Origin of the sequence: Williamsia sp. D3 (assembly GCF_000506245.1) — a bacterium.
Classification (GTDB): domain Bacteria; phylum Actinomycetota; class Actinomycetes; order Mycobacteriales; family Mycobacteriaceae; genus Williamsia; species Williamsia muralis.
In genome coordinates this window covers 132,126-154,151 of the sequence record NZ_AYTE01000012.1, presented here as the reverse complement: position 1 = coordinate 154,151, position 22,026 = coordinate 132,126, and the positions used below count along the sequence as shown (strand labels likewise).

At 67.5% G+C, this 22,026-nt stretch carries 2 protein-coding genes (1 of these 2 cut by a window edge); both read left to right on the top strand.

What is annotated here, in order from left to right; all coding sequences use genetic code 11:
- Positions 1–14,659: the 3' portion of a non-ribosomal peptide synthetase gene (locus W823_RS37610; protein WP_255326141.1), read on the top strand. It extends 8,198 nt beyond the left edge of the window; only the last 14,659 of its 22,857 coding nucleotides appear in the window; the start codon falls outside the window, past its left edge; it ends in the stop codon at positions 14,657–14,659.
- Positions 14,638–22,026: a non-ribosomal peptide synthetase gene (locus W823_RS58690; RefSeq protein WP_255326140.1), complete on the top strand. Its 7,389-nt coding sequence runs from the start codon at positions 14,638–14,640 to the stop codon at positions 22,024–22,026. Before W823_RS37610 ends, W823_RS58690 begins: the two co-directional genes overlap by 22 nt.

Sequence of the window (22,026 nt, the reverse complement as noted above, 5' to 3'; positions counted from 1 at the left end):
GTCGATGCGTCCTCTGGCCACCGACCTGCTGACCGCCTACCAGGCTCGCCGTGAAGGTCGCGCGCCCGGTTGGGCTCCGTTGGAGGTGCAGTACGCCGACTTCGCGATCTGGCAGCAACAGAACTTCGGCAGCGGTGCCGCGCCGGGCAGCCTGGCGACGACCCAGCTCGACTTCTGGCGGGAGAACCTCGCCGGACTGCCCGAGGTCATCGGGCTGCCCACCGACCGCCCGCGTGCCAACACGCGCAGCGGTGTCGGGGCCAGCCACCTGTTCTTCGTGCCGCCGGGCTTACACAAGCGCGTCGTGGCGCTCGCCGGTGCCCACGGCCTCTCGAACTTCATGGTCATCCACGCCGCCCTGGCGGTGATGCTCGCCCGTTCCGGAGCGGACAACGATGTCGCCCTGGGTACTCCGATCGGCGGACGCGGAGCCCCCGAGCTCGACGCGCTGGTCGGCATGTTCGTCAACACACTCGTCTTGCGGACGCAGGTACCGCTGGACCGGACCGTCGCCGACTTCCTGACCGAGGTGCGCACGCGGGATCTCGACGCCTTCGTCCACAGCGATGTGCCCTTCGAGCAGATCGTCGACGCGCTCACACCGCACCGGTCGACGGCCCACACCCCGCTCATCCAGGTCATCTTCGGGCTGAACAACAATGCGCGGCCGATCCTCGACGTGGAAGGCCTCACGGTGACCCCCGGTGCGGTGGACACCGAGTTCAGCAAGTTCGACCTCGCCTTCGAGTTCACCGAGCAGTGGGACGACGACGGGAAACCGGCAGGCATGGCGGGCTTCCTCGGCTACGCCACCGACATCTTCGACGGCTCCACGGCCGCGTCGCTGACCGAGCGTCTCGTCCGGGTACTGGAGGGATTGGTCGCCGATCCCGGTGCGGTACTGGGCGAGATCGGTTTGCTCGACGACAAGGCGATGGCCGATCTGGTACCGGTCCGAGGTGTCGATCCGGTGCCGCCGGCCACGCTCGGTGAGCTGCTCGATGCCGCGGTGGACATGAACCCCGACGGTGTCGCTCTCGTGTGCGGCGGGCAGAGCATGACGTACCGCGACCTCGACGATCGCTCCAATCGGCTTGCCCGCGAGTTGATCTCGCGTGGTCTCGGCCCCGAAGACGTCGTTGCGCTCGGCATCACCCGCAGCATCGAATCGGTGCTCGCGGTCTGGGCGGTGGCTCGGTCGGGTGCCACCTTCGTTCCCGTCGACCCGAATTACCCGGCCGACCGCGTCGAGCACATGCTGACCGATTCGGGCGCGACGATCGGCCTCACCAGGCGGGTCGATGCCGTCAGGTTGCCGCAGACCATTGCCTGGCTCGACATCGACGACCCGGTCCTGCACCGCCATCCGGCCGGCCGCATCGGCGCCGACGAGCGCCGCGCGCCGGTCCTCACGGCCAATTGCGCGTACATCATCTACACCTCGGGTACCACCGGAAAGCCCAAGGGCGTCGAGGTGACCCACGGCGGGCTGGCTGCGTTCAACGCTGAGCAGCATCGTCGTTACAACACCGACAGCAACTCGCGCACACTGCATTTCGCCTCGCCGAGCTTCGATGCATCGATCCTCGAGCTGCTGCTCGCGGCCGGTGCGGGCGCCACGATGGTGATCGTGCCTGCCGGTGTCTACGGTGGCGAGGAACTGCGAGAGCTGCTCGCCGACAACCGCGTGACACACGCCTTCATCACTCCGTCCGCGCTGGCGTCGGTGGATCCGACCGAGTTGCCGCATTTCTCCGACGTGGTCGCGGGCGGCGAAGCCGTCCCGAGTGACCTGGTGGACCGTTGGGCTCCCGGCCGTCGCCTCTACAACGGTTACGGTCCGACCGAGACCACGATCATGACGAACATCAGCGATCCCATGGTGCCGGGTGAACCGGTCACCATCGGCGGCCCCGTCGCCGGTGTCGAAGCGCTTGTCCTCGACGGCCGCCTACGTCCTGTCCCCGCCGGCGTGCCGGGGGAGCTGTACATCAGTGGACCGGGTGTCTCGCGTGCGTACCGTGGTCGACCCGATCTCACCTCGCATCGGTTCGTGGCCAATCCCTATGCCGGCGAAGGCGTCCGCATGTACCGCACCGGCGACGTGGTGCGGTGGGTGGAGGTGGCCAAGCCCGACGGCCGGACCGTCTTCGAGATCGCCTACATGGGTCGATCCGATCAGCAGGTCAAGGTCCGGGGCTTCCGGATCGAACTGGGCGAGATCGACGCGGTACTGGCCGGGCATCCGGCCGTGGACTTCGCGGTGACGATCGGTGTGGACGGACCGAGTGGCGACACGGCTCTGGCGGCATACGTCAAACCCACCTCGGGCAGCACCATCGATGCCCGCGACCTGGCCGACTACGCCGGGGGATTCCTGCCGAAGTTCATGGTGCCGTCGTCGATCGTGATCCTCGACGAGGTCCCGTTGACGCCGGTCGGGAAACTGGACAAACGTGCACTTCCCGCGCCCGAGTTCCGCGGTGCCACGGGCGAACACCGTGAACCCTCGACTCCGATGGAGCACGCTGTGGCGGCTGCGTTCGCAGACGTCCTCGGAGTCGACACCGTCGGCGCCGACGACTCCTTCTTCGAACTCGGCGGCAATTCGCTGGCCGCCACCCGTGCCATCGCCAGGATCAACGAGATCCTGGGTGTGCGTCTGGGCGTACGAATCCTGTTCGATTCGCCGGTGGTGGCGGATCTCGCCGAGGCGATCGGTGCCTCGCCCGATCTCGACGGCATGCCGATCCGACCGCTCACCCCGCAGAAACGACCGGACCGGATCCCGCTGTCGCTTGCGCAGCAACGGATGTGGTTCGTCAACCGGCTCAACCCCGATGCGGCCGACTACAACATCCCGCTCGGTCTGCGGCTGCGGGGCTCCCTCGACGAGAGCTCTCTGACCGCCGCCCTGATGGACGTGATCGAGCGCCAGGAGATCCTGCGTACGGTCTACCCCGACTCGGTGCAGGGCCCGTATCAGAAGATCCTTCCCGTCTCGGAGGCTGTGCCGCAGCTGATCACCCGCACGGTGGGGTCCGAGGACGAACTGCTCGAGATGTGCGTCCAACTCGCCACCGAGGGATTCGACGTCACCGCGGCGCCGCCGCTGCGGGCGATGTTGCTCGAGATCGCCCCCGACGACCATGTGGTGCTGCTGGTCATCCACCACATCGCAGCAGACGGGTCGTCCCTGGTGCCGCTGGCCACCGACCTGATGACCGCGTACACGGCGCGGGTTGCCGGTGCGGCTCCTGCCTTCCGGCCGCTGAGTGTGCAGTACGCCGACTACGCGATCTGGCAACGCGGTGTGATGGGGTCTGAGGACGACCCGGATTCGCTTGCGTCACGCCAGATCTCGTTCTGGCGTGAGCACCTCGCGGGAATGCCCGAGCTGCTCGACCTGCCGACCGACCGGCCGCGCACCGACAAGCGGTCGGTTGCCGGTGGCGAGGTCAAGTTCACCATCCCCGCCGAGCTCCAGGCGCAGCTGCAAGCCCTGGCTCGCGAGAACGACACCACCATGTTCATGGTGGTGCACGCCGCGTACTCGATCCTGCTCGCCCGGTTGAGCGGCTCGGACGACGTCGCCGTCGGCACGCCGACGGCCGGCCGGAATGCCTCGGCGGTCGACGGACTGGTCGGCATGTTCGTCAACACGCTGGTGTTGCGCAGCACCGTCGACATGTCTTCGTCTTTCGTGTCCACCCTCGCCGCGGCGAAGTCGGCCGACCTCGCCGCGTTCAACAACGCCGACCTGCCGTTCGAGCAGGTTGTCGAGGCCGTGGCCCCCACCCGTTCGCGGAAGTACGCGCCGCTGGTCCAGGCGATGCTCACCATGCAGAACATCGAGGTGCCGACGGTGACCCTGCCGGGTCTCGAGGTGAGTGGGCTCGACTCACCGATCCGGTACGTCAAATCCGATCTGGGCCTGACGGTGTCGGAGAACTTCGGCGCCGACGGCAGAGGCCGCGGGATCGACGCGATCCTCGACTACGCCGTCGACATCTTCGACGAGTCGACCGTGCAGACGATGGCCGAGCGCTTCCTCGCCGTGCTGACCGCCATCACCGACGACCCCGAGGTTCCCGTCGGCGACATCGAGATCCTGACCGAAGCCGAGCGTTCGGCGATGGGTGGATCGGCGTCGGCAGACGAGGCGGCAGGGTTCGGTTCGGCACTGTCCGACCTGAAGGGCAAGTCACTCGCCGAGCTGCTCGCCACCGCCGCGCGGATCAACCCCGATGGCATCGCGTTGTCGCACAACGGAACCGATGTGACCTACGGCGCCTTGCATGCGAAGTCGACCGAACTGGTCGCAACGCTGGCGGCCGTGGGCGTGGGGCCCGAAGCCGCCGTCACAGTCGCTTTGTCCACACTGCTTCCGGGGCTGCTCGAAGGCGCGGCAGCAGAAGGTTTCGCCGAGCAGTTCGCGGGGATGCTCGCCTCGGTGATCGCCGAGTCGGGCTCTGCCGCCGATCAGGGCGAGTCCACGCTGGCGCGGTTGTTCGAAGCGCAGGTGGAGCGCACCCCCGACGCTCGGGCGCTGGTGTTCGAGGACGCGACGCTGAGCTACGCGGAATTCTCCGGACGGGTCAGTGCCCTTGCGCGCCATCTGATTGCGGCCGGAGTGGGACCGGAAGTGCATGTCGCCCTGGCGATGCCGCGTTCGTTCGAGCTCTTGATCGGGATGTACGCCGTCATCGAGGCGGGCGCGTCGTACGTGCCGATCGACCTGGCGAACCCCGTCGACCGGATCGCCTACGTGCTCGACAGCAGCAACCCGAAGACGGTGCTCACCACCTCCGGTACCGGGTTCGAGATCCCGGAGGGAACAGCGGCCGATCCCGACATCCTGGTGATCGATGCCCTCGAACTCGATGGCTACGCCACCGGACCCCTCACCGACGAGGAACGGACCGCACCGCTTCGAGGCGACAACACCGCCTACGTCATCTACACCTCCGGATCCACCGGACGTCCCAAGGGCGTGGCGGTCAGCCATCGCTCGATCGTCAACCGGCTGCTGTGGATGCAGGCCGAGTACTCCCTGACGGGCGACGACGTGGTGATGCAGAAGACGCCTGCGACGTTCGACGTGTCGGTGTGGGAGTTCTTCTGGCCCTTGCAGGTCGGCGCCACACTTGTCATCGCCATCCCCGATGGTCACCGCGACCCCGACTACCTGCGGCGGTTGATCGCCGAATGTGGCGTCAGCACCCTGCATTTCGTGCCGTCGATGCTCTCGGTGTTCCTCGCCGAGGCCGACAGCGCCTCGCTGGCGGGCCTCACGAGGGTCTTCGCCAGCGGTGAAGCTCTGCCGCCGGCCACCGCGGCGCGGTTCGCCAAGCTCACCGACGCCGGGCTGCACAACCTCTACGGACCGACCGAGGCAGCAGTCGACGTCACCTATCACCAGTACACCGCCGACGACGTGAACGTGGTCCCCATCGGGCGTCCGGTGGCGAACACGGGCGTATACGTTCTCGACGCACGTCTGCGGCCGGTGCCACCGAACGTCTCCGGCGAGCTGTACCTCACCGGTGTCCAGCTGGCCCGGGGTTATGTGGGGCGGCCGGATCTGAGCGCAGACCGTTTCGTGGCGGACCCGATGGCCCGCGGCGAGCGGATGTACCGGACGGGCGACCTCGTCCGCAGGCGTACCGACGGTGAACTCGAGTACATCGGCCGTACCGACTTCCAGGTGAAGCTGCGTGGCCTGCGAATCGAGCTGCCGGAGATCGAAGCCGCACTGACCGACCACGAGTCGATCGCCGACGCCGTTGTGGTGGTGGTGGACGTGGCCGACGACAAACACCTCGTCGCCTACGTGGTGGCCGAACCCGGAAAATCCGTCGACAACACCGACCTGCTGCGGCTGCTGCGTGACCGGCTGCCCGCCTACATGGTGCCCAGCGCCATCATGGAATTGGACGCGTTCCCGCTCACCGCGAACGGCAAGCTCGACCGCAAGGCTCTGCCCGAGCCCGAATTCATGGACAGTGCAGCGGAATACATCGCTCCGCGCACGGCGGCCGAGGAAGCCGTTGCCAAGGTCTTCGGCGACATCGCCAAGCGGTCACAGGTCAGTGCCACCGACTCGTTCTTCGACATCGGCGGAACCTCGCTGGGCGCCACCCGCGTGGCCGCCCGGGTGCAGGCGGCACTCGGCATCGAGATCAGCGTGCGAGACATCTTCGACCACCCGACTGTCGCCGAGCTGGCCGAGCTGACCACCTCGCGTTCCGGTGGAGCACAGGCACGGCCCGAACTGGCCCCGAGGCCGCGGCCCGAACGGATCCCGCTGTCGCTCGCGCAGTCGCGGATGTGGTTCATCAACCAGTTCGACACCAGCTCGCCCGCATACAATCTGCCGCTCCCGCTGCGGTTGTCCGGCGAACTCGATGTCGACGCGCTGCGCGCCGCGATCGTCGATGTCGCCGAACGTCACGAGTCGCTGCGCACCACGTTCCCCGACACTGCCGACGGTCCGTACCAGCTCATCCATCCTGTGGACGAGGCGGTCAACGGGATCTTCCACGAGGTGGAGGTACGGTCGGATCCCGAGGCGATCGCCGATGAACTGAGGCGCCACGCGATCGCCGGGTTCGATGTGACAACCGAACTCCCGATGCGAATCGTGTTGCTGCACATCAGCGAAACCGAACATATCCTGATGCTCGTCGCCCATCACATCGCCGCAGACGGTGCGTCGATGGCCCCGCTCTTCGGCGATCTGGTGCTCGCCTACGAGGCGCGCCGGGCGGGGGAGGCCCCGGACTACACCCCGTTGGCCGTCCAGTATGCGGACTTCTCGATCTGGCAACGCGAAGTCCTCGGAGACGAAAAGGACGCCGGCTCGGTCGCCGCGGAACAGATCGGCTACTGGCGAAAGACGCTCTCCGGCTTGCCGGAATCGGTGGAACTCCCCACCGACAGGCAGCGCCCGGCGATGCAGTCGCTCCGCGGCGCCGCACTGCCGTTCACCGTCGCGCCGTCGGTCAGGGAGTCTCTGCAGCGCGTCGCGCGGTCTCACGACGTCAGCATGTTCATGCTGATGCACGCAGCGCTGGCGGTGCTCATCGAGCGATTGACCGGTGAGGCCGACATCGCCATCGGTACCCCGATCGCCGGTCGAGGCGAAGAAGCCCTCGATCCACTGGTCGGCATGTTCGTCAACACCGTCGTGCTACGGGCCGAGGTTGATCCAGAGGTCCGTTTCGTCGATCTGCTGGCGCAGGTCCGAGCCGCCGACATCGACGCGATGGCCCACGGGGATATCCCGTTCGAGCGTCTCGTCGAGGTGCTCGACGTCCACCGCTCCACCGCGCACCATCCGTTGTTCCAGATCGCGCTGTCGTTCGACAACAACGAGGCACCAGAACTCACCCTGCCGGGTCTGAAGGTGTCGCCGGTCCGCGCCGACTTCGACGTCGCCAAGTTCGACCTGCAGTTGTCGATCGGTGACAACGACGAGCCCGGTGCGCCGATCAACGCCGTCTTCACCTATGCGACGGACCTTTTCGACGAGTCGTCGATCAACACGTTCGCCGAGCGGTTCGTGCGCATCCTCGAAGCCGTCGCCGTCGACCCCGACGTGGTCGTCAGTGACGTCGACGTGTTGAGCGACACCGAACTCGCCGATCTGACCTCCGTTCGTGGCCCCGAAGGTGTTGAACCCCAGACCCTGCCCGACCTCCTCGCCCGAGGGGTCGAGGCCAACCCGGCGGGCGTCGCCGTGTCCTATCGTGGGCAGACGCTCACCTACCAGGCGCTCGACCAGCTCACCAACCGCCTCGCCCGGCGGCTCATCGAACTCGGTGCCGGTCCGGAGACCGTGGTGGCACTCGGTGTCCGCCGATCGATGAGCTCGATCGTCGGCACGTGGGCGATCGCGAAGACCGGCTCGGCGTATCTGCCGATCAACCTGGACTACCCGCTCGAGCGGATCGTGGAGATGATCCAGGACTCGGGTACGGCGTTCGGTCTGACCGTGCTGGGCGACGACGAGGCGTTGCCCGCCTCCGTCGACTGGTATGACCTCGACGAACTCGACGCGCAGACCGGCGACCGCTCCAAAGCTGTTGTCACCGACTCCGATCGGCTGTCGCCGCTTCGCATCGACCACCCCGCGTACCTCATCTACACGTCGGGTTCGACAGGGAAGCCGAAGGCTGTGGTGGTGACCCACCACGGGCTCGCCAATCTCGCCACCGACGTGCGCGAGCACTACGACGTCACCACCTCGTCGCGTTTCCTGCACGTGGCCTCGCCGAGCTTCGACACATCGGTCGGCGAATTGCTGGCAGCATTCACCGCCGGCGCAACACTGATCGTGTCGCCGCAGGACGTGTTCGGCGGTAGCGAGCTGGCAGAGCTGATCCATACCGAACGCATCACCAATGTGGTGATGACCCCGACCGCTCTGATGACCGTCGACCCGGCCGGGCTCGACACGGTGCATTCGGTGGTGGTCGGCGGAGACATCTGTCCGCCAGAGCTCACCGAACGCTGGTCCGGTGCACTGCGAAATGCATACGGCCCCACCGAGGCCACGGTCATCGTCACGATCACTGCGCCGTTGTCCGCGGGCTCCAAGGTCACCATCGGGTCGCCGCTGCGTGGCGTCACCACCCGCATCCTCGATTCGCGGTTGCGTGTGGTTCCCCGTGGTGTCGTCGGTGAGCTGTACCTCGCCGGCCCAGGGGTCGCCCGCGGCTACCACGATCGTCCGCAGATCACCGCACAACGCTTTGTGCCGGATCCCTACGGTGAGCCGGGCTCGAGGCTCTACCGCACCGGCGACCTCGTGCGCTACAGCATGGACCCCGGCAGGAACGGGCACTCGCTCGAATACGTGGGGCGTAGTGACTTCCAGGTGAAGGTGCGCGGGTTCCGCGTGGAGCTGGGCGAGATCGACAAGTTGCTCGATTCCCACCCCGACGTCGATTTCGCGGTCACGGTCGGTACCGCCGGACCCGGTGGCGACACCGTGCTGGCGTCGTACGTCCTGCCAAAGCCCGGACACGAGGTGGATCCGGAAGCGCTCAAACGTAATGTCGGCGAACACCTTCCACAGCACATGGTGCCGTCGGCGGTGACCGTCCTCGACGCCATCCCGCTCACCCCGATCGGCAAACTCGACCGGCGTGCGCTGCCCGAACCCGTCTTCACCGTGGGCGACCGCGTGTTCCGCGCTCCGCGCAATCCGGTGGAGACCACCCTCGCCGAGGTGTTCGCAGAGGTGCTAGATCTCCCCGAGGTGAGCATCGACGAGAGCTTCTTCGACCTCGGTGGCAACTCACTGAGTGCCACCAAGGTCGTCGGCCGGGCAGGGGCCGCCCTCGGCGGGAAAATCGGGGTGCGTGAGCTGTTCGCCGCGCCGACCGTCGCCGAACTCGCCGAGCGCCTGGCCTCCGGGACCGGTGTACGTGCCCACCGCCCGCCGCTGGTGGCACGACCACGCCCGGTCCGGATCCCGTTGTCGCTGGCCCAGACCCGCATGTGGTTCCTCAACCGCTTCGACCCGGAATCGGTTGCCTACAACATCCCTGCCGCGGTGACGCTGGTCGGCGATCTCGACGTCGCAGCACTGCGGCGCGCGATCAACGACGTGGTCGCGCGACACGAATCGCTCCGGACCATCTACCCGGACTCGCCGACCGGACCGCATCAGGTGATCCTGACGGCGGAGCAGGCCGCCCCGGAGATGGAGATGGTCGACGCCACCGAGGACACGCTGTTCGACGAGCTGACCCGGTTCGTGGCACGGGGCTTCGACGTCACCACCACCGTGCCCGTGCGAATTGCGTTGATGCGACTGGACGAACAGCGTCACGTGCTGTCGATGGTGGTGCACCACGTGGCGGCCGACGGCCAGTCGATGGTGCCGTTCGTCGGTGATCTCGCGGTCGCCTACGACGCGCGTTCGGCCGGGCGGGCTCCGGAGTGGACGCCGCTGCCGGTGCAGTACGCCGACTACTCGATCTGGCAGCGTGAGTTGCTCGGTGACGAGTCGGATCCGACCAGCGTGCTGGCCACCCAGGTCGAGTTCTGGAAGAAGAACCTCGCGGACATCCCCGACCAGCTGGAACTGCCCACCGACCGGCCCCGGCCTCCGGTGCAGTCGCTGCGCGGACGTCAGTTGACGTTCTCGATCTCTGCCGAGGCCCATCGCGGCCTGGCCGACCTGGCACGTGCAAGGGGCGCCAGTGCGTTCATGGCCTTCCACGGCGCCTTCGCGCTGTTGCTCGCGCGTCTGAGCGGCAACCCCGACATCACCGTCGGCACGCCGGTGAGCGGCAGGGTCGAGAGCGAGGTCGAAGGTGTCATCGGCATGTTCGTCAACACCCTCGCCATGCGGACCGAGATCGATCTCGGCCGTGGTTTCGGTGCGCTCCTGGACACCGTCCGCGATCGTGACGCCGAAGCGTTCTCCCACGCCGATGTGCCGTTCGAACGCCTCGTCGAAGTACTCAATCCGGTGCGTTCGACCGCCCACCATCCGATCTTCCAGGTCGGTCTGTCGTTCCAGAACATCGAGCGCGCCAGCCTCGACCTCGCCGGCCTGCGCATCGAACCCGTCGAGATGCCCGAGGGCGTCGCACAATTCGACCTGCATCTGATCCTGTCGGACAACTACGACGACGACGGACAGCCGGCCGGACTCGACGCGGTGTTCACCTACGCCGACGACCTGTTCGACCCGGAGACGGTGAGCGCGATCGCCGACCGCTTCGTCACATTGATCGACGAGATCATCGACGAGCCGCTCGTCGCCGTCGGTGACCTGCCGATGCTCACCGGTCGACAGCAGCGCGAACTGGTCCGTGGTCGCAACAACACCGCTGTGGTGCTGTCGCCCGGCACGCTTGCGACCCGGCTGTCGGAATCGATGCGCGACAACGCAGAAGACGTCGCGCTCGAGGCCGATGACGGCACCGCGCTGACGTACGGCGACCTGGCTGTCCGGGTGAACGCGTTGGCCCGGATCCTGATCGACCGTGGGGTCGGCCCGGAAACCACTGTCGGACTTGCGATGCCGCGGTCGATCGACCTGGTGGTGGCGATGTACGCGGTCACCGTTGCCGGCGGCGCCTACCTGCCCATCGACCCGGACCATCCGCTGGACCGCATCTCCTACATAGTCGACAACGCCCGGCCCGTGCTCACCTTGGTGGCAGGCGAGCGACCGTCGGGACTGCCGGAGACGACCCAGACGCTCGATGTCTGTGGCCTCGATCTGGCGGGAGTCTCCTCGGCGCCGGTGGAGGAGGGCGACCGCCTGGCTCCGCTGCGGCCGCACAACACGGCGTACATCATCTACACGTCCGGGTCCACGGGCCGACCCAAAGGCGTTGCGGTGCCTCACGCCGCGATCGTCAACCAACTCGACTGGATCGCCGCGCAGTATCGACTGGACGCCGATGACGCCGTGCTGCTGCGCACGCAGGCCACTTTCGACCTCTCGGTGTGGGAGTTCTGGTGGGCTGTGACCGCAGGCGCCCGTCTGGTGATCGCCTCGCCGCAGGGACATCGCGACCCGGCGTACCTGGCCGAACTGATCCGGCGAACCGCGATCACCACGGTGACCTTCGTGCCGTCGCTGCTGAACGTCTTCCTGCAGGAGGCGCGCGCCGATCAGCTCAGCACACTGCGTTACGTCCTGTGTATCGGCGAGGCACTGACCCCGGACGTCGTCTCGCGATTCCGGGACTTGACCGCACAGGCGTCTTCGGGCGTGGAGATCAACAACCTGTACGGGCCCACCGAGGCCGCGGTCAGCATCACCCATCAGGAGGTGCCGTCCGAACTGGGCTCGGCGGTACCGATCGGCCGGCCGGAATGGAACAGCCAGGTCTTCGTGCTCGACAACCGGCTGCATCCGGTGCCCGACGGGGTGACCGGTGAGCTGTACCTCGCCGGTGCGCAATTGGCGCGGGGCTACCACCAGCGCAGCGACCTCTCGGCCGAGCGGTTCGTCGCGAACCCGTTCGGCACGCCGGGCAGCCGGATGTACCGCACCGGCGACCTCGCGCGCTGGACCACTGTCGCCGGTGACACCCGGCCGACCCTGACGTACATGGGACGCAGCGACTTCCAGGTGAAGGTGCGCGGCTTCCGTATCGAACTCGGCGAGATCGAACGCGTCCTCACCATGTCGCCACAGGTGGATGCCGCGGTGGTCACCGTCCACAGCGACCCCCACGTCGGCGAGCAGCTGGTCGCGTATCTGGTGCCGTCCGCGGGCGCGGCCCTCGACACCCGTTCGGTGCTGGCGACCGCTGCCGAGGAACTACCGGCGTACATGGTGCCCGCGCTCGTGGTGCCGATCGAGCGGCTCCCGCTCAGTGTGAACGGCAAGCTCGACCGTAAAGCGTTGCCGCAGCCCGAGTTCGGATCGTCGGACAACTATCAGCCGCCGAGCAGTCCGGTGGAGGAGATCGTCGCCGGCATCTTCGCCGACGTGGTCGGGGCCACGATGGTCGGCGCCGGTGACAGCTTCTTCTCACTCGGCGGCAACTCGCTGTCGGCAACCCGTGTTGTCGCGCAGATCAACGCTGCAGTGGGCTCGAACCTGGCCGTGCGCGACCTGTTCACCGAGCCGACCGTCGCCGGACTGGCACTGCTGGCCGAACGTGCCGACGGGGACCGGGCGCGGCCCGCGCTGCTGGCGACCGCGCGTCCGGCCTTCCTGCCCCTGTCGCCCGCACAGAGTCGCATGTGGTTCATCAACCAGTTCGACACCACCTCACCGGCTTACAACATCCCGGCCGTGATCGCGATGTCCGGCGACCTCGACGTCGACGCACTTCGCGAGGCCGTGACCGATGTGATCAGCCGGCACGAGGTGCTGCGTACCCGCTACCCGGATGACGGCGACGGACCGCGCCAGCTGATCCTCGACGTGGACGAATTGCCGTCTGCGGGGCTCTCGTTGGATGTGCGTGAGGTGTCGGGCGACGACGAGTTGCATGCGCAACTCGGTGCCTTGATCGGCGAGGGGTTCGACGTGACCGCCGCCGTGCCGGTCCGCATCGCACTGCTACGACGGTCGCCGTCCGAACACGTCCTGGTGGTGGTGATCCACCACATCAGCGGCGACGGCGCATCGATCGCACCGTTGGCGCGTGACGTCATGGTGGCCTACACCGCGCGTACCGGGGGTAGTGAGCCCGGCTGGTCGCCGCTGGCGGTGCAGTACGCCGACTACTCCCTTTGGCAGCACGAGGTACTCGGCGACGAGAACGACCCCGAGAGTCTGGCCGCGCGTCAGATCGACTTCTGGACCCGTCAACTCGACGGCATCCCGGATGTCATCGACCTGCCGATCGACCGTCCGCGGCCGCCGGTGCAGTCGACCGCTGGTGCGTCGTACGAGTTCTCGCTCGATCCCGAATTGCGCAAGGGGCTCGCGCGCGTGGCATCCGGCCATCACGCCACGATGTTCATGGTCTGTCACGCGGCGCTGGCCGTGCTGCTCGCACGTTCGGGCACCACGGACGACATCGCCGTCGGAACCGCGATCGCCGGGCGCGGCGAGGCCGAACTCGACGACCTCGTGGGCATGTTCGTCAACACACTCGTGCTGCGCACCGAGGTCAGGCCCGGTGAGCCGTTCAGCGAATTGCTCGCCCGGACCCGCGCCACCGACATCGCCGCCTTCACACACACGGAAGTGCCGTTCGAGCGTCTGGTCGAGCACCTTGCGCCCGAGCGTGAGACCTCCTACGCGCCGCTGTTCCAGGTGGCTCTGGCGTTCCAGAACAACGAGCGGGCCGAGCTCGAGCTGCCGGGCATGCACGTGTCCGGACTCGAATCACCGATCACGACAACCAAGTTCGATCTCCAGCTGACCCTTGCCGACGAGGTCGACGACAACGGCGACACGGGCCTGACGGCGCTGTTCACCTACGCGACCGCGCTGTTCGACCAGTCGACCATCGCCGCGCTGGCCGAGCGCTTCACCGCGATCGCGACCGCCATCGTGGCCGATGCGGACGTGCGGATCGGTGACATCGATCTGCTGACGCCCGCCGAGCGATCCGAGTTGTCGCCGGTTGCCGGCCCGCCGGATGCCCCGTCGCGCACCATGATCGAGATCTTCGACGGCGCGGTGCAGAGCAACCCCGACGGTGTGGCGCTGGTGTGCGGCTCCGAATCGCTGACCTACCGTGAACTCGACTTCCGGTCGGGTGTGTACGCCGAGCTGCTCGTCGACCGAGGTGTGCGTCCCGGGATGCCGGTTGCGCTGGCGATCAGCCGATCGGTGAACTCGATGGTCGCGTTCTGGGCCATCGTCAAGTCGGGCGGCGCGGTGTTGCCGATCGATCCGAACTACCCGGCAGACCGCATCGAGCACATGGTCGCCGACGCCGACGTGACCATCGGTCTGACCATCGACGAGATCGTCGACCGCCTGCCTCAGTTGGCCAAATGGCTACCGGTGTCCGACGAGACGATGGACCGATACGGCCGTCGCACAGTCGAGACCGGCGGCGAGGCACCTGCCTCGTTCCCGGCGCACGCGCCCGTCCTCGACGACCTCGCGTACGTGATCTTCACCTCCGGGTCGACAGGCCGGCCCAAGGGCGTCGGTGTCACCCATCGGGGTCTGGCCAACCTGTTGGCGAGATGGGTCCCCGGTTCTCGCTGACCTCGTCGTCACGGGTCCTGCACTTCGCGTCCCCGAGCTTCGACGCATCCATCTTCGAGATCATGATGGCGATCAACGCCGCATCCACACAGGTGATCGCGCCGGCATCGATCTTCGGTGGCGAGGACCTGGCAAGGCTGCTCGCCGAGCAGCGGGTCTCCCACGCCTTCGTGACCCCCGCCGCGCTGGCCACCGTGCCCCCGGACGGTCTCGGCGGCGTCGAGATGATCGCTGTCGCCGGCGATGTGTGCCCGCCTGAACTGGTGCGGCGCTGGGCTCCGGACCGTGCGATGTTCAACCTCTACGGCCCGTCCGAGGCGACCATCTGGTCGACGTCCACGGACGCCATGGACCCGTCCCGGCCGGTCACGATCGGTGGCCCGATCACCGGTGTCCGTGCGCTGGTGGCGGATTCACGCCTGCAGCCCGTACCGCCGGGTGTCGCCGGTGAGCTCTACGTGTCCGGGTCCGCCGTCGCGCGGGGTTACCTCGGCAGGTTCGATCTGACAGCTCAACGTTTTGTGGCCGACCCGTTCGGCGAACCCGGTTCGCGGATGTACCGCACCGGCGATGTCGTCCGGTGGAAGCGGACCGCTGACGGGCGCCTGGAGCTGGAGTTCCTCGGCCGAACCGACTACCAGGTGAAGGTCCGCGGCTTCCGCATCGAATTGGGCGAGATCGACTCCGCCCTCGGCGAGCATCCCGACATCGACTTCGCCATCACGATCGGGCACACGCATCCCCACACCGGCCAGACCGTGCTGGTCGCGTACGTGTACCCACGGCCCGGCCGGAGTGTCCAGGCGACCGAGATCAGTGCCCGGCTGGGTGAGCGGTTGCCCTCGCACATGGTCCCGTCATCGATCACCGTGCTCGACTCGGTGCCGCTGACCCCCGCGGGCAAGCTCGATCGACGCGCACTGCCAGAGCCGGTGTTCGACGGCAACTCCGGCGCCTACCGGGCCCCGAGCACTCCGATGGAGCAGCGGCTGGCCGAGCTCTTCACCGAGGTACTCGGTGTGGAGCGGATCGGTGTCGACGACTCCTTCTTCGCCCTGGGCGGTGACAGCATCGTCTCCATCCAGCTCGTGTCCAGGGCCCGCGCCGCCGGCATCGTGCTGACACCGCGCGACGTGTTCGATCGGCGCACCGTGGCGGAGCTGGCCGAGGTGGCCAAGCTCGCCGCCGACGCCGAGGTCCGCATGCTGGCCGAACTGCCCGGTGGCGCAGTCGGTCCCGTACCGCTGACCCCGATCATGCGTTGGCTCGTCGACACCCGCCGCCACTACAAGCAGTTCTCTCAGGCGAGCTTCCTGACCCTGCCTGCCGATCCAGGGCATGAGCGACTTCTCTCGGCTGTCGGTGCCGTCTTGGACCGCCACGATGCCCTGCGCGCACGACTGGACATCGACGACACGAACCCGGAATCGTCCAGCCTGGTCGTTCCGCCGGCAGGCACCATCGATCCGGCCACGGTCCTGACTCGCGTGGAGTTCTCCGAGACCCCTGGGACGCCGGAGTTCAAAGCGATGGTCGCAGCCACCACCGCGGCGGCGGTCGACCGCCTCGACCCGGCCGCAGGCGTCATGATGCAGGTGGTCTGGTTCGATCCCGTCGACGGCACCGCCACCGGACGGCTGTACGTGCTCGTCCACCACCTGGTGGTGGACGGCGTGTCGTGGCGGATCCTGCTGCCCGACCTCGCCATCGCCTGGGGGCAGAGCGAGAACGGCGGCACCCCCGACCTGCCTGCTGTCGGAACCTCGTTGCGTGCGTGGGCAACTGCGCTCACCGAGACCGCCACACACCGCGATGACGAGCTCGACCACTGGGCTGCCGTTGTCGCCACCGACGATCCAGCGCTGGGTGATCGCCGGATCGATCCCGACCGCGACACGGCGTCCACGGTCGAACGCCTGGACGTCGAGTTCCCGAACGACGTGACCGAGTCGATGCTGACCGGCGTCACCTCCGCCTACCGGGGCGGTGTCAACGATGCGCTGCTGACGGCACTCGCTCTGGCCGTGCGGCAATGGCGCGCGCGTCGGGGGGTCCACTCGGACACGCTGCTCATCGATCTGGAAGGCCATGGGCGCGAAGAAGAAGCCGTCGGTGGAGCCGACCTGTCTCGCACGGTCGGCTGGTTCACCAGTATGTACCCGCTGGCCATCGACCTCACCGGCATCGACCAAGGCGACGCGTTCGCCGGTGGCCCTGCTGCGGGCTCGGCCTTCAAGGCCGTCAAGGAACAACTGCTCGCGGTGCCCGGCAACGGCATCGGATTCGGCGTACTCGCTCACGGCGGCGCGCGGTCGGTTCCCGCGCTCGCGGGCTACGAGGGCGCCCAGATCGGTTTCAACTACCTCGGCCGCGTCAGCGCCGGGCACGACGACACGGACCCGGTCGCAGACGCCAACGGGTGGCAGCGAGCCACCGACGGTGGGGGATCGGTTGCGGGCGCACAGGATCCCGGCATGGTGGTGCCCGCGGTCCTGAGCATCAATGCGGTCACCACCGACCACGCCGACGGTGCCCGGCTGTCGGCCTCCTTCGGCTACGCGGGAGAGATCCTCGGCCACGACGATGTGCAGGAACTCGCCGATCTCTGGGTGTCTGCGGCGACCGCGCTCGCCACCCTCGAGCGCAGTGGCCGGGCCGGCGGACTGACCCCGTCCGATGTTCCGCTGGTTCAGATCAGCCAGCGCGAGATCGAGGAACTCGAGCGCGATTACCCTGTTGTGCACGACATCTGGCCGCTCTCGCCGCTGCAGATCGGTATGCTCTTCCACGCCGAGGTGGCCGGTCAGTACGTCACGGACGTCTACACCGCCCAGGTTGTCCTCGAACTTCGCGGGACCGTCGACGAACAGCGCCTGCGTGCAGCGATGGCTACTCTCGTGCGACGAAATCCCAACCTGCGCGCAGGATTCCGGCACATCGGCGACGGATCGGTTGTCCAGGTGATCGCCGGTGGTGTCGACATCGCTTGGGACGTCGTCGATCTCACCGACAATTACCGGACCGACAGCGCTGCCGCCGACCACGAGGTCGACCGGCTGCTCAGGGCTCACCGCAGCGACCGGTTCGACATGGCCGCTCCGCCGCTGATGCGCGCGCTGCTCCTGCGCATCGCCCCGGATGCCGACGGAACCCCTCGCTACCGGATGTCGCTCACCAACCACCACATCCTGCTGGACGGGTGGTCCGGACCGCTTCTGATGGAACAGCTGTTCACGCTGTACGCCACCGGCGGCGACGACTCCTACCTGCCCCGCACCCGCTCGTACCGCGACTTCCTGGCCTGGCTGGACCGGCGCGACATGGCCACGGCCGTCGGATCGTGGCAACACGCCCTCGACGGCCTCGACTCGGCCACTCTGCTGGTCGATGAGCCGGCTGTGGAAAGCGTCGGAGATCAGATCCCCATCGAGTTGGGGCTCGACCTCGGTCGTCGGACCGCCGAAGGGCTCGCGGATCTCTCGCGGGACCGCGGCATCACGATGAACACCTTGGTGCAGGCCGCATGGGGTCTGGTGCTGGCACGCACCCTGGGCAGTGACGACGTGGTGTTCGGTGCCACGGTCTCGGGCCGACCGCCCGAGATCCCAGGAGTGGAGTCGATACTCGGACTGTTCATCAACACCATCCCGGTGCGGATCAGGCTCGACGAGCGGGAAACCGTCCTCGGACTCCTCGAACGGATCCAGTCCGAACAGGCAGGCCTCCTCGACGCCCACCATGTCGGGTTGCCCACGATCCAGCGTTCTTCGGGACTACCGATCCTGTTCGACACGCTCACCGTCTTCGAGTCGTACCCGGTGGACCGCGGCAAGCTCGACGCGCAGTCGGACATCGACGGCATGTCGATCGCGGGCGCACAGATCAACGACGCGTCGCACTACCCGGCAACACTTCTGGCACAAGCGGATCCAGATCTGTCGCTCAAATTGAAGTACCTGCCGTCCCTGGTGCCGGACGACCGCGCACAGGTGCTGGCCGATCGACTGGTCAGGGTCCTGGACACGTTCGCGCAGGCAAGTCTGACGCCGGTTCGCGAACTCGACCTGCTCGACGCCGACGAACTGCACGCGCAACTGGACACCTGGAACGCCACCGGCAAAGAGATCACCGACCGCACCGCCATGGAACTGTTCGCCGAGCAGGTGGCGGCAACTCCCGACGCCGTCGCGTTCATCGACGGCGAGCGGACGCTGACGTACGCGCAGTTCGACGCTCTCGGCAACAAACGGGCACGGGCTCTGATCGCCCGCGGTGTCGGACCCGATGCCGTGGTGGCCGTGGCCATGTCGCGCAGTCTCGAGCAGGTCGCAACCGTCTACGGGATCCTCAAGGCGGGCGGCGCGTACCTGCCGCTCGATGTGGAAGCGCCCGACGACCGGTTGCGCACGATCGTCTCGGACGCCGACGTCACCTGCGTGGTGGCCGATTCGGCACAGCTCGGACGTCTGCGTTCGGCGCTGCCCGGCGTCAACTGCCTGGACCCGACCGTGCCGGATCTGCAGTCCATCGACGACAGCCCGATACGTCCCGGCGAACGCAGGGGCAAGGTGCGTCCACGTTCACTGGCGTACGTCTTGTTCACCTCCGGATCCACCGGCCGGCCCAAGGGTGTCCAGATCTCTCAGCGCGCATTGGTCAACCAGCTCCAGTGGATGGCTTCCGAACACGGATTCGGGACGCAGGACGTGGTCCTGCTCAAGACGCCGTTCACCTTCGACGCCTCGGTCTGGGAGATGTTCGCGCCCACCATCGTCGGTGCCACCACCGTGATCGCGGGTCCGCAGGCACATCGCGAAGCCGATGAATTGGTGTCGCTGGTACAGCAGCACGACGTCACCGTGGTGCAGTTCGTGCCGTCGGTGCTGGCCGTGTTCGCGGAGTCGGCAGAACCCGGATCGCTGAAGTCGCTGCGCACGGTGTTCAGTGGTGGCGAGGCCCTCCCGGTGTCGCTTGCCCAACGTGTGGCCGACATCGCCGACGCGCAGGTGGTGAACCTCTACGGGCCCACCGAGGTCACCGTCGATGCCACCTCGCAGGTCGTCGCCGTACCGGGGACGGAACTGAACGGGCACGCAACCCGTGCCGATGCGGCGCCGATCGGCCGGCCTGTCTGGAACACCCGCAGCTTTGTCCTCGACCGGTGGCTTCGGCCCTGCGCGGTGGGTGCGGTGGGTGAGCTGTACCTGGCCGGTGACCAGCTGGCACGCGGGTACCTCGGGCGTCCCGACCTGACTGCCGAACGTTTTGTCCCGAGTGTGTTCGGACCTGCAGGGTCGCTGATGTACCGCACCGGAGACCGGGTACGGCGCCTCGCGGACGGCACACTCCAGTACCTCGGCCGGGTCGACTTCCAGGTGAAGGTCCGCGGTCTGCGTATCGAGCTCGAAGAGATCGAATCTGCTCTGGCACAGCATGACTCGGTGGCCCAGGCCGCCGTGGTGATGCACGAGGACGGCGGACGGCAGCGTCTGGTCGGGTACGTCACCGGACACGACGCGGATCCACAGGCGGTCCGTGCACACGCCGCACGCACACTCGCGCCGTACATGGTGCCCGAGGTGATCGTTTCCCTGGAGGAGTTTCCGCGCAGCCGGTCGGGCAAGATCGCACGACGTGAACTGCCACTACCCGAGGCCACTCTGGCTGCGGGCCGGGCACCGTCGACCCCGACCGAGGAAGTGCTCTGTCGGATCGTCGGCGAGCTGGTGGGTGCCGAGTCTGTGGGTGCCGACGATTCGTTCTTCGAACTCGGCGGTGACAGCATCCTTGCGATGCAGCTCGTCAGCCGCGCCCGGTCGGCCGGAGTGCACTTCACCGCCCGGGATGTGCTGGAGCACCGCACGATCGTCGCGCTCGCTGCTGCGGTGGATCGCGCAGCCGCCGCGTCCGACACGGATGAGACGGCTGCCGCGAGTGCCGAACCCGTTACTGCGCCCGGTGACCCGACTCTGGCCCCGCTCAGTCCCGCCGCCGCGCGCATGATCGAACGCGGCGGAGACACCCGCAGGTTCGTGATGCCGATGGTGGTCAACCTCCCTGCCGAGGTGACGGCAGACCAGATCGCGGCCACCATGGGCGCGGTCATCGACACCCACGACATCCTGCGGTCCCGTCTCGATCGCGACGCCGGGGCATTGCTCATCGGTGCACCCGGATCTGTCGACGTGCACTCGTTGCTGCGCCGCGTGAATCTGGCGGACGACAGCTGCCCGGGTGCGCCTGGATACCAGAACGCCCTGCGCGAGGTGCTGTTCGAAGAGATGGACCGGCTCGCTCCTGAGGACGGCGTCATGCTGCGGCTCGCCTGGCTGGATGCGGGACCGGATGCCGCAGGCAGGCTGCTGATTGTCGCGCACCACCTCGTGGTGGATGCGGTGTCGTGGCGAATCCTGGTGGCGGACATCGCCACCGCGGGCTCGCAGATCTCCGCAGGCGTTCCCGTCGAGCTTCCCGACGCGGGAACGACATGGCGGGACTGGACTGCCGGTCAGCATGAGCGGGTCGCGGACCGGCGAGGCGAGCTCGAGTACTGGACGTCGATCCTCGACGGCGACGACCCGGATCTGGGCAGTCGCCGACTCGACCTCGATCGCGACCGGACCGACCTGCTCACGAGGACTTCCGTCGAGATCCCGGCCGAGATCGTCGAGCCACTGATGAGCGCCACCGGCGACGGGACGACAATGGCCGACCAGCTGGTTGCCGGTTTGTCTGCGGCGGTGGTCGGTTGGCGGCGGGATCGCGGCATCGAGGTGCCCAGCGCACTGCTGACCCTCGAGGGCCACGGACGTCAGGAAGACGTGGTGCCCGGTGCTGACCTGTCCCGGACGGTCGGCTGGTTCACGTCGATGTTCCCCGCGAGGATCGACCTGTCCGGCATCGACATGGCAGCGCTGTTCGAACGGCCCGACGTCGCCCGCGAGGTGTTGAACCGCACCAGTGAGGCGATGGCGGAGAACCCGGACCGGGGTATCGGTTACGGCATGCTGCGCTATCTCGACCCGGAATCGGCTGCAACTCTGGCCGCGCTGCCCGAGCCGCAGATCGTGTTCAACTACATCGGGACCGTCCCGGGCGGCGACATCGCCGACGAGATCGCGGCAGCGCCGTGGTTCCCGGACGTGCGTGGGCCGCAGTTGGGCAGCACGGACAGCGATGTGATGGCCCGAGGGAACCGGATGCCGGCCCAGGCCGAGATCGACATCCAGTCGATGGCCACCGACACACCGGATGGGCCGGTCGTGCGCGCCTTCGTCACCTATATCGCAGATGCCGTCGACCCCGAGGACCTCGACGAGTTGATGCAGCATTGGCTGCTGGCTCTGCGGAGCCTGGCCGGGCGCTGA